Raw genomic sequence first — 10,573 nt, 5'->3', positions numbered from 1 at the left:
CACCGAGACGTGCCAGTTCCGCACGGAGGTCCTGAACATCGCCGTCGGAGGCGCCCTTCTTCTCCAGCGACTTCTGGCGGGCCTTGAGGACGGCGTCCGCACCGCCCGGCAGTCCGGGGGTGCCCGGGACCCAGCGACGGAACTCGTCCTTGTGCGGATCGGCGTCCGCCCACGCGTACCCGTGCGCGGTGAAGGCGCCGGCCACCCGGCCGAGGTCCACATCGCATTCCTGGCGGGCGAGTTCGCCACCGTCGTGGCCGAGCAGAACGAGGTGCTTGCCGTCCTGGAAGGCCCCGGCGACGGCGTCCCGCGCGAACTCCTCCTCCCGGCCCCTGCTCGTGAACACGACGCGATCGTCCGACAGGCGAATCGCCAACTGCTCGTACTGGGCGACCAGTCCGAGGACCAGCCCCGCCACCGAACCCGCGACAGGCAGCCAGGGAGCGGGAATGGACGCGACAAGCTTGGCCGGTCCCTGCATCGGCGCCCAGGGCAGCGTCACGAGCCAGTCGGCAAGGAGGCCGACGAGCCAGCCGGCCCCTGCCCCCACCAGCGCGAAAACGAGGTAGACACTCACCGTCCGCCACGCCGACTCGCCGACCACGGTGACCTTCTCGCTCCCCGGGCTCCGCTCAACTCTCTTGCCTACGCTCATGCTTCCTCCCCGTATCCCCGTGCATGCCGTTCCCGCAATCATAGACCGAGCACTCGGTCTATGATTGCGGAACGAAGAAGAAAGGAACCACGATGAGGACAGTCGACCCGGCCAAGTACCGGGCACGGCGCGGGCACATCATCAACACCGCGACCGTCCTCTTCGCCGCCAAGGGCTTCGAGCGCACCACCACGGCGGAGATCTGCAAGGCCGCCGGTATCAGCGCGGGGAACCTGTTCCACTACTTCCCCAACAAGCGCGCGATCTTCTACGCCGTCTTCGAAGAGGACACCGACGACACCGACCACACGGACGCCACCGGCGACGACGAACCCGCCGCCACCAAGGCCGAGCGCCTCGCCGCCGCCCGCGCCTCCGACGACCCGTGGACCGCTCTCCTCGACACCGTCGACCTTCTGGCGGCCCCCGCCACCGAGCCGCTGGTCCCCGCCCTCGTCATGGAGGCGATGATCCAGGCATTCCGGGACCCCGAGCTCGAAGCACTGCTGAGCCGCGACAACGACGAAGAGCAGTCCACCATCACCGCCCTGCTGCGGAACGCGGCAGCGAAGGGGCAGATCGACCCCACCCTGGACCCGGACGGCACCGCGGCCTGGGTCATGGCACTCATCGCCGCGCTCTACACCAGCGCGGCCACCGATCCGTCGTTCAGCCCGGCCGAGCAGCTTCCCACGCTGCGCCTGATCCTCCAGCGCTTCCTGCGGCCCGGCGGAGCCGACCAGCCGGTCAGCCCGTCGTGAGTCCCGCCGCCGCGCGCGTCAGCGCGTCGAGGACCGGGCTGATCAGCGGGTGGTCCTCGGCGCCCCTGCGCACGGCGGCGAAGACGCGGCGGGTGGCGGCCGACCCCGCCACGGGCCGGACGACCGTGCCCTTCAGCTCCATGCCGCGCAGCGCCGACCTGGGCACCAGCGCGACCCCGGCGCCCGCCCCCGCGAGGGCGACGACGGCCCGGAAGTCGTCGGACGAATGGGTCAGGCGCGGCTGGAAACCGGCGAGTTCGCAGGCGAGCTGCATGACGTCGTGACACGGGTTGCCCGGGTAGGGGCCGATCCAGTCGCTGTCGGCCAGTTCGGCGAGCGCCACTTCGGCTTCGAGGCCGAGCGGATGCGCGGCGGGCAGGACCGCGTCGAACGGCTCCGCGTACAGCGGTACGCGCGACAGCCTCGGATCGTCCTCGCGCGGGGCGCCCCGGTACTCCACGGCGACCGCCAGATCGGCCTCCCCGTCGAGCACCATCGGCAGGCTCTCGTCGCCCTCGGCGTCCCGTACGCGCACCCGGATGCCGGGGTGCGGTCCGGCGAGCTGCTGGACGGCGGGGGCCAGCACCTCGGCGATGCCGGTGGCGAAGGAAGCGACCGTGACCTCGCCGGCCACCCCGCCGGCGTACGCGGCCAGCTCCGCCTCCGCACGTTCCAGTTGGGCGAGGACGGCGTGCGCGTGGGTGAGCAGGATCTCACCGGCGGCGGTCAGCCGTACGCCCCGGCCGCTGCGGGTCAGCAGGGAGTGGCCGCTCTCCTGCTCCAGCGCCGCGAGCTGCTGGGAGACGGCGGACGGGGTGAGGTAGAGCGCGGCGGCCGCGGCGGTCACCGTACGGTGGTCCGCCACGGCCCGCAGGATGCGCAGCCGCCGGGGGTCGATCACCTCTTCATGGTGCCAGGCCGGCGGGGGTTCCGGACTCCCGGACCGACGGCGTGCCCGCTCCCGCTCCCGCTCACGCCCGCAGCGCCGCCCGCGCCTCGGTGAAGGCGACGACGGCACGCTCCACGTCCGCCGCCGAGTGCGCGGCCGAGAGCTGCACCCTGATCCGGGCCTGGCCCATGGGCACGACCGGGTACGAGAAGCCGATGACGTACACGCCGCGCTCCAGCAGCAGATCGGCCATCTTGCCCGCCTCGGCCGCGTCGCCGATCATCACGGGCGCGATGGGGTGGTCGCCCGGCAGGATCTCGAAGCCCTCCTCCGCCATCCTCCTGCGGAAGAGCGCGGTGTTCGCCTTCAGCGTCTCGCGCAGCTCGCCCGCGCTCTCCAGCAGGTCGAGGACCTTGACCGAGGCGGCTGCGATGACCGGGGCGAGGGAGTTGGAGAAGAGGTACGGGCGTGAGCGCTGGCGCAGCAGCGCCACGATCTCCGCGCGTGCGGCGACATAACCGCCGGACGCGCCGCCCAGCGCCTTGCCGAGCGTGCCGGTGATGATGTCGACGCGGTCCATCACGCCGTGCAGCTCGGGCGTACCGCGACCGCCGGGGCCCACGAAGCCGACGGCGTGCGAATCGTCGACCATGACCATCGCGTCGTAGCGGTCGGCGAGGTCGCAGATCTCGGCGAGCGGGGCGACATAACCGTCCATGGAGAACACGCCGTCGGTGACGATCAGCCTGCGCCGCGCGTCCTGCGACTCCTTGAGGCGCGTTTCGAGATCGGCGAGGTCGCGGTTGGCGTAGCGCAGGCGGCGGGCCTTGGAGAGCCGGATGCCGTCGATGATGCTGGCGTGGTTGAGGGCGTCGGAGATGACGGCGTCCTCGGCGCCGAGGAGGGTCTCGAAGACGCCTCCGTTGGCGTCGAAGCAGGAGGAGTAGAGGATCGTGTCCTCCTGCCCGAGGAACGTGGACAGCCGCTGCTCCAGCTCCTTGTGGATCTCCTGGGTGCCGCAGATGAAGCGTACGGACGCCATGCCGTAGCCCCAGCGGTCGAGGGCGTCCTTCGCTGCGGAGACGACCTCGGGGTGGTCGGCGAGGCCGAGGTAGTTGTTGGCGCAGAAGTTGAGTACGTCCTCGCCCGTGGCGCCCGCGCTGACGGCGACGGAGGCGCTCTGCGGGGTGGAGATCACACGCTCGGGCTTGAAGAGGCCGGCGTCGCGGATCTCGTCGAGGGTGGAACGCAGGTCGTCGCGGACGGACCCGTACATGGAAAGCTCGCTCTCTTTTTTGGGGCGGTTCGGGGGCGCGGGGTTCGGAGGCGCTGTTCGGAGGCGCTGTTCTCCTCGGGGCGACCTGGGGGTCAGACGGTCGTCCAGTCGAGGATGATCTTCCCGCCGTGCGCGGTGGCCGCCTCGTCGAACGCCTCGTCGAAGTCCTGGTACCCGTACCGGCCGGTGATCACGGGGGCGAGGTCGAGGCCGCCCTCGATCAGCACCGTCATCGCGTACCAGGTCTCGAACATCTCGCGGCCGTAGATGCCCTTGATCGTGATCATGTTGGTGACGATCTTCGACCAGTCGACGGCGAACTCCTCGGCGGGCAGCCCGAGCATCGCGATCCGTCCGCCGTGCGTCATGTTGGCGACCATGTCGCGCATGGCCTCGGGGCGGCCCGACATCTCCAGGCCGATGTCGAAGCCCTCCTTGAGGCCGAGTTCCCGCTGCGCCTCGGCGATGTCCGTGCGGGAGACGTCCAGGGCGAGAGTGGCGCCGACCTTGCGGGCGAGTTCCAGCCGGTCGGGGCTGATGTCGGTGATCACGACGCTGCGCGCGCCCGCGTGCTTGGCCACGGCCGCGGCCATGATCCCGATCGGTCCGGCGCCGGTGATCAGGACGTCCTCGCCGACGAGCGGGAAGGACAGCGCCGTGTGTACGGCGTTGCCGAACGGGTCGAAGATCGCCGCGACGTCGAGGTCCACCTCGACGCGGTGCACCCAGACGTTGGTGGCGGGCAGGGACACGTACTCGGCGAAGGCGCCGTCCCTGCCGACACCGAGGCCGACCGTGCCACGGCAGAGGTGCCTGCGGCCGGCGAGACAGTTGCGGCACTTGCCGCAGACGATATGGCCCTCGCCGCTCACCAGGTCACCGACCGCGATGTCCTGTACGTCGGCGCCCACGGCGGCCACCTCGCCGACGAACTCGTGGCCGAGGACGAGCGGGGTCGCGACGGACCGCTGGGCCCAGCCGTCCCAGGACCTGATGTGCAGATCGGTGCCGCAGATACCCGTACGGAGGACCTTGATCAGCACGTCACCCGGCCCGGTGCGGGGCTCCGGCACATCCATGAGCCACAGTCCGGGCTCGGCCTTCTGTTTCACAAGTGCCTTCATGGGCGCGGCTCCCGGTGGTGACGATCGTGAACGGTGGTGATCACCGTTCAGCCACCAATCTGCCCAGTGCCGACCGTTCAGTCCATCGAGGATTTCTTAAGCGGCCCAACAGCGGAGCTTCACGCGCGGCACCGCCCGTGCCGGCGAGGGCGCGGCTCCTCGGTGCCGCTGCCCGCCTCCGGTGGTGACAGGGCGGGGCCGGGCAGGTCCACGGTGGCGAAGAGGCCGGGGAGGAGGACGACGGGAATCCGGGTGTCCCGGCCGGTTACGTCGGATACCGCCAATCGGGCGGCGGCCTGCGCGTCCAGTACGGAGGGCACGGACGGTACGGCGGCACCGGCCCCGGCACCGGACATCGGCGGGTCGGACACGGGAGGCGCTGCCGGTAGGGCCGGTAGGGCCGCTCCGGCGCGGCGTACGCCTCCGGCCGGAACCGGCTGCGGGATCCGCGCCGGCGCCTTCGCGGAGTCCTTCGCCAGTGCTGGGCGCGTCACCGGCTGCGTGACCGACGGCTCCGCCGGTGGTGCCGTGTTGCGCGTCAGCAGCACCACACCGCGTGCGGCGAGCACCGCGCCCACCGCCGCGGCGAGGATGCCGAGTGCGCCGCCCTGGAGCCGTTCGCCGAGCAGTATCAGGCCGATCGCGGAGGCCGCGACCGGGTTCGCCAGTGTCAGGACGGCGAGCGGTGCGCCGAGTCCGCCCTCGTACGCCCGCTGCGAGAGCAGCAGACCGCTGGCCGCGAACGTCGCCACCAGCAGCGCCACCCCGCCGACCTGCCACATCGGCAGCGCGTGCGCCCCGCGCACCGTCGCTGCGACGGTGACGGTCTGGGTGAGCGCCGAGGCGACCCCTGAGGTGATCCCGGAGGCCGCCGCGTGCCGCAGCCCCGGCCGGTCACCGTGCCTGGGCCGGGTGAGCAGCGCCACCAGGGCCATCGCCACGGCCGAGACCCCGAGGGCCCCGGGCAGCGTGAGCGTCTCGGCGGGTGCCGTACCGGCCGCTGTCACGAGGATGACGGCGAGACCGGCGAGCGTGAACGCCGTACCGCGCCACTCGCCCCTGCTGACCTGCCGCCCGGCGCGGCGCGCGCCCAGCGGCACGGCGGCGACCAGCGTCAGCGCGCCGAGCGGCTGGACGACGGTGAGCGGCCCGTAGGTGAGGGCGGCGACATGGAGCATCGCGCCGGTGGCGTTGAGCCCGACCGCCCACCACCAGGTGCCGTGTCCGAGGAGCGCGAAGAGGCCGCCGCGATGCGGCGTACGGGCCGCGAGGCGCTCCTGCGCCACGGCTGCCGAGGCGTACGCGACGGCCGAGACCAGCGAGAGCGCCACGGCGACGAGTATCGCGCCGCTCACCGGGAGACCCCTGCCGGAGTGGGCGTGGTCCCTCGGTGCGCAGCGCTGGAAGGCCGGGCGGAAGCGTCCGGCTTCCGTACGGCGGACCCAGTGCGGGCGTTCATCACCCGACCCCTTTGCATGGACGACGCGATGTGGCGGCGTCACGGTGGTGTGCGATGGCGCGGCAGCTTGAGCCGCGCCCTATCGATACGGCAGTGTACCGATACGCAATCGTATCGCTACACTGGCGTATCGGTACATGGTCGTATCGATGACAGTCGTGCATGCTGGGCAACACCGCCGCACGCCGGTCGATTCCAGCCAGGGTGAATTCGAGAGTCCGAGAGGGAGATACGTTGACGTCACCGTCGCCGTCGCCGCGCCGCTCCAAGATCACACCGGAACGGGAACTCGAGTTCTACGAGGCCACCCTCGACCTGCTCAGGGAGGGCGGCTACGACGCCCTGACCATGGAGGGCGTCGCCGCGCGCACCCGCTGCGGCAAATCGACCCTCTACCGGCAGTGGGGCACAAAACCGCGACTGGTGGCCGCCGCGCTGCGTGGCACCCGCTCGTTCCAGCTCGCCGACATCGACACCGGCGGCCTGGAGGGCGATCTGCGGGCGGCGGCACGCGCGACCGGAGCCGGATCGGGGCGCGACACCCCGCTGATGCACGCCCTCGCGCACGCGGCGCTGGGGACCCCCGAGCTGCTCTCGGCGCTGCGCGAGGCCCTCGTCGAGCCCGCGGTCGCCGCGATCGACGCCATGATCCGGCGGGGAGTCGAGCGCGGCGAGATCGCCGCCGACAATCCGGCGGCGGAGTTCGTCGCCACCCAGCTCATCGGCGTCGTGCGCGCCCGGCCGGCGCTGGAGGGGCGGTACGCGGACGAGGCGTACCTCGTCCGGTTCCTGGAGGCGGCGGTGCTGCCCGCCCTGGCGCTGCGGGTCACCTCGCCCACCTGACCGGCGGGCCGTTGTCCGAAAGCGGATGACGACGGCTCGTCAGCGCCGCACCGTGGGGACGGGCGCGGCGCACCACCAAGACCTGTGGGCCCCTCTCCGGAGGGGCCCACAGGCATGAGCGGGGGGGGACATGTGCGGGGGCGGGGGTCACACTCCTCGCTTGGCCGCCTGGATCTGCTCGTACACCTGGGTGCGCAGTTCGGCGAAGCGCGGAGCGACGCGGGTGTGCAGTTGGTCCCGCTCCGCCGGGAGGTCCACCGTGAGCTGTTCGCGTACGACGGTGGGCGCGGCGGAGAGGATCATCACCCGCTCGCCGAGGTACACCGCCTCGTCGATGTCATGGGTGACGAAGAGGACCGTCATCCCGCGCTCCTGCCACAGCCCGCGCACCAGGTCCTCCAGATCCGCGCGGGTCTGGGCGTCGACAGCGGCGAACGGCTCGTCCATCAGGAGCACTTCGGGCTGGTACGCGACGGCGCGCGCGATCGCGACGCGCTGCTGCATACCGCCGGACAGCTCCCAGGGATACGCGCGATGGGTCTCCGCGAGACCCACCGCCTCCAACGCGTCGTCCACCAGGGCTCTTCGGCGTTCCTTGCTGAGTGACGTGCGCCTGCGCAGGGGCAGTTCGACGTTCTCGCGGACCCGCATCCAGGGGAAGAGGCTGCGCCCGTACTCCTGGAAGACGACCGCCATCCCGGGTGGCGGGGCCGTGACCCGGCTGCCCTTCAGCAGGACCTCGCCGGCGCTCGGTGTGAGCAGGCCGCCGACACACTTGAGCAGTGTGGTCTTGCCGCAGCCGGAGGGGCCCACCAGGCAGACGAATTCGCCGGCGGCGAGGGAGAAGGTGAGGTCGCGGACCGCCTCGACCCGGCGGCCGGTTCCCTCGTAGACCTTCTTCAGGCCGCGTACGTCGAGCATCGGGGTCTTCCCTTCGTCCGGTCCGCTGCCGTCCGCCCTCATGAGCGGCGGCTCTCGCGCAGCCCGTGGTACCAGCGCAGAGCGCGGCGTTCCACCGTCCTGAACACGACGGAGAGCAGGAATCCGAGCACGCCGAGCAGCAGGATGCCGGTCCACATGTCGGGTATGGCGAAACCGCGCTGGAACTGGACGATGGCGAAGCCGAGGCCGTTGCTGGCGGCGAACATCTCGCTGATGACCATGAGGATGATGCCGATCGACAGGGCCTGGCGCAGTCCGGCGAAGATCTGCGGACCGGCCGACGGCAGCACGAGACGGCGCAGCCGGGTCGCGCCCACGATGCCGTACGAGCGGGCCGTCTCGGCCGCCACCGGGTCCACGGCCCGTACGCCTTCTACGGTGTTGAGGAGCACCGGCCAGACGCAGCCGATGGTGATGACCAGGATCTTCATGGTGTCGCCGATCCCGGCGAACAGCATGATGACGGGGACCAGCACGGGCGGCGGCACGGCCCTGAGCAGTTCCAGTACGGGCTCGGTGGCGGCGCGCACCCGCCGGTACGAGCCGATGAGCACGCCGAGTGCCACACCGAGCAGCGCGGCCATGCCGTATCCGGCCGCGAGTCGCAGCAGGCTCGGTACGACATCGTCGGCGAGGCGGCGGGCGGTCCACACGCGGCCGAAGGACCCGGCGATGGTGCGCAGCGGCGGGGAGTAGACGTTGGTGCTGCTGTCGGAGAGGACCCACCAGAGGGCCAACAGCAGGGCGGGCAGTGCGAGGGCGAACACCGTCCTGCGCGGAAAGTACCGGCGGGCGCCCCGACTTCTGGCCGGGCTCGTGGTGCTCACAGGGCCGACTCCCCTCGTACGGACTGGTGCCAGGCGAGCGCGCGCCGTTCGACGGCGCGAGCGCCGAGGTTGATCAGCAGCCCGAGCAGCCCGGTGACGACCACGAGGGCGTACATGTCGGGGACCGCCTGGGAGGTCTGGGCGAGGGCGATGCGCGCGCCGAGTCCGGGTGCGCCGATGACGAGTTCGGCGGTGACGGCCAGGACGAGTGCCACGGCGGCGGCCAGCCGGACGCCGGTCATGACGTACGGCAGGGCCGTCGGCCAGAGCACATGGCGGACCCGCGCCCAGGTCCCGAGGCCGTACGAACGGGCGGTCTCCTCGGCGACCGGGTCGACGTCCTGGACTCCGTAGAGGACTTGGATGAGGACCTGCCAGAACGCGGCGTAGACGACGAGGAGCAGGGTGGAGCGCAGGTCGGTGCCGAAGACGAGCACGGCGAGCGGAATCAGTGCCACGGAGGGGATGGGCCGCAGGAACTCGACAGTGGAGGTGGTCAGTTGGCGCAGATGGGGGACGACGGTCAGTACGACGCCCACCGCGATCCCGCCGGCGGTGGCGATCAGCAGGCCGAGGGCCCAGCCGGTGAGTGTGTCGCCGAGCGCCGTCCAGAACGCGGGGTCGGTGATCTCGGCGGCGAGGGCGCGGGCGATACGGCTGGTCGGCGGCAGGTAGTCGGCCTTGACGAGGCCGGTGCGTGGCACCAGCTCCCCCAGGGCGAGGAACACGGCGAGTCCGCCGAGCCCCAGCAGGGTGTTCTCCCTGCCGGGGCCGGTCCGCTTGGGAATCGCTCCCGGGCCGGCGGTCACGGGAGGAGCTTGTCCAGGTCGGGCGGGGTGGTGAAGATGGCGTCCTGGGTGCCCAGTTGGGCGAGCCTGTCGAGTGAGGGACGGTTGGGTTCGGCGGGCCAGCGGGGCAGGATCATCTGCTTCAGTGTCGCCGCGGGGATCTTGGTGTAGACGGTGAGGATGTCGCGCACCTCGTCGGGGTGGCCGTTGGCGTACTCCAGCGATCTGGCCGTGGCCTGCTGGAACTTCTTGACCACGTCGGGGTGTTGCTGGATGTACGGGGTGGAGCTGAAGTACAGCGCGACGGTGAGGTCCGGGGACACGTCGACATAGTTGGACGCGATGACGCGACCGCCCTGCGCCTTGATGGTGGCGAGTGTCGGTTCGACGGCCCAGGCGGCGTCGATCCGGCCGCCGTCCAGTGCGGCCGGCATCTGGTCGAGCGCCATCTCGACGAACTTGACCTTGCTCGGGTCGCCGCCGGCCTTGCGGACGGATTCCCGTACGGAGGTGTCGCCGATGTTCTTCAGTGTGTTGACGGCGACCGTCCTGCCCTCCAGGTCCTTGGCGGAGCGGATGGGGCTGTCCTTCCTGACGGTGACACCGCTGTAGTCCGCGCCGTCCTTACCTGTCGTGGCGCCGCCGTTGCTGACACCCTTGACCGGCACGCCATTGCTCTGGGCGACCATCAGCGTGGTGGTGTTGGAGAAGCCGAACTGGAACTCCCCGCTGATGACACCGGGCACGATCACCGCGCCGCCCTGGGCGGTGCGCAGTGTCAGATCGATGCCCTGCTCGCGGTAGAAGCCCTTCTTCTCGCCGAGGTAGATCGGCGCCACATCCACGATGGGAATGACACCGACCTTGACGGCGGTGACGCCGCCGGACGTCTGCGGTCCGTCCGAGGTGCCGGACGAACCACAGGCCGTGCCGGTGACCAGGACCACGGCTGCGCTGAGTCCGATGAACAGTCGACGCATGAACCCCCCTCTGAGGTGGTGGCGCTCCG

The 10,573-nt window shown here is 71.2% G+C and carries 10 protein-coding genes and 1 pseudogene; 2 read left to right on the top strand and 9 right to left on the bottom strand.

Annotation, left to right across the window (positions count from 1 at the left end; all coding sequences use genetic code 11):
• Positions 1-655 (bottom strand): hypothetical protein (locus tag QR77_RS35630; RefSeq protein ID WP_040026135.1); only part of this gene is annotated, 655 nt, incomplete at its 3' end.
• A gap of 92 nt (positions 656-747) precedes the next feature.
• On the opposite strand from QR77_RS35630, the gene QR77_RS35625 reads away from it, so the two are divergent.
• Positions 748-1,416, top strand: coding sequence for a TetR/AcrR family transcriptional regulator (locus QR77_RS35625; protein ID WP_040026134.1), 669 nt, complete (start codon positions 748-750; stop codon positions 1,414-1,416).
• On the opposite strand, the gene QR77_RS35620 is transcribed toward QR77_RS35625, so the two are convergent.
• The 4 genes and pseudogenes from QR77_RS35620 to QR77_RS35605 form a co-directional block, all read right to left on the bottom strand.
• The gene (locus QR77_RS35620; RefSeq protein WP_040026132.1) at positions 1,403-2,317 is read right to left on the bottom strand and encodes a LysR family transcriptional regulator; all 915 of its coding nucleotides are present in this window, start codon (positions 2,315-2,317) and stop codon (positions 1,403-1,405) included. The genes QR77_RS35625 and QR77_RS35620 overlap by 14 nt on opposite strands.
• 70 nt (positions 2,318-2,387) lie before the next feature.
• A complete protein-coding gene (locus QR77_RS35615; RefSeq protein ID WP_040026131.1) occupies positions 2,388-3,581 on the bottom strand; it encodes a glycine C-acetyltransferase in 1,194 nt (397 codons plus the stop codon).
• Between the two features lie 92 nt (positions 3,582-3,673).
• Positions 3,674-4,705: an L-threonine 3-dehydrogenase gene (gene tdh / locus QR77_RS35610; protein WP_040026129.1), complete on the bottom strand. Its 1,032-nt coding sequence runs from the start codon at positions 4,703-4,705 to the stop codon at positions 3,674-3,676.
• A gap of 533 nt (positions 4,706-5,238) precedes the next feature.
• Positions 5,239-6,060, bottom strand: a pseudogene (locus QR77_RS35605) (hypothetical protein); the annotation flags it as partial.
• Between the two features lie 338 nt (positions 6,061-6,398).
• Between QR77_RS35605 and QR77_RS35600 the strand changes: the two are divergent.
• On the top strand, positions 6,399-7,007 hold the full coding sequence (locus QR77_RS35600) for a TetR/AcrR family transcriptional regulator (protein WP_040026128.1): 609 nt from the start codon (positions 6,399-6,401) through the stop codon (positions 7,005-7,007).
• A 147-nt stretch (positions 7,008-7,154) separates the two neighbouring features.
• Here the strand turns inward: QR77_RS35600 and QR77_RS35595 are convergent, their stop codons facing one another.
• Genes QR77_RS35595 through QR77_RS35580 form a run of 4 tightly spaced genes read right to left on the bottom strand, consistent with a single transcriptional unit; the run spans position 7,155 to position 10,544 of the window.
• On the bottom strand, positions 7,155-7,928 hold the full coding sequence (locus QR77_RS35595) for an ABC transporter ATP-binding protein (RefSeq protein ID WP_040026127.1): 774 nt from the start codon (positions 7,926-7,928) through the stop codon (positions 7,155-7,157).
• Positions 7,929-7,966: 38 nt separating this feature from the next.
• Complete coding sequence (locus tag QR77_RS35590; protein WP_052489302.1) at positions 7,967-8,776, bottom strand: ABC transporter permease subunit; 810 nt, start codon at positions 8,774-8,776, stop codon at positions 7,967-7,969.
• The gene (locus QR77_RS35585; RefSeq protein WP_236710947.1) at positions 8,773-9,585 is read right to left on the bottom strand and encodes an ABC transporter permease; all 813 of its coding nucleotides are present in this window, start codon (positions 9,583-9,585) and stop codon (positions 8,773-8,775) included. Before QR77_RS35585 ends, QR77_RS35590 begins: the two co-directional genes overlap by 4 nt.
• Complete coding sequence (locus tag QR77_RS35580) at positions 9,582-10,544, bottom strand: ABC transporter substrate-binding protein (protein WP_040026125.1); 963 nt, start codon at positions 10,542-10,544, stop codon at positions 9,582-9,584. The genes QR77_RS35585 and QR77_RS35580 overlap by 4 nt, the downstream gene beginning before the upstream one ends.
• Positions 10,545-10,573 lie beyond the last annotated feature (29 nt).

It is taken from the genome of Streptomyces sp. 150FB (assembly GCF_000818195.1).
GTDB lineage: Bacteria > Actinomycetota > Actinomycetes > Streptomycetales > Streptomycetaceae > Streptomyces.
Note: the sequence above shows the minus strand (reverse complement) of the source record. Positions and strands in the feature narration are given on the sequence as shown.

Excerpts from the sequence above, each read along its gene's own strand:
- QR77_RS35625 (WP_040026134.1), top strand. The coding sequence starts at position 748 with ATGAGGACAGTCGACCCGGCCAAGTACCGGGCACGGCGCGGGCACATC.
- QR77_RS35615 (WP_040026131.1), bottom strand. The coding sequence starts at position 3,581 with ATGTACGGGTCCGTCCGCGACGACCTGCGTTCCACCCTCGACGAGATC.
- tdh (WP_040026129.1), bottom strand. The coding sequence starts at position 4,705 with ATGAAGGCACTTGTGAAACAGAAGGCCGAGCCCGGACTGTGGCTCATG.
- QR77_RS35595 (WP_040026127.1), bottom strand. The coding sequence starts at position 7,928 with ATGCTCGACGTACGCGGCCTGAAGAAGGTCTACGAGGGAACCGGCCGC.
- QR77_RS35580 (WP_040026125.1), bottom strand. The coding sequence starts at position 10,544 with ATGCGTCGACTGTTCATCGGACTCAGCGCAGCCGTGGTCCTGGTCACC.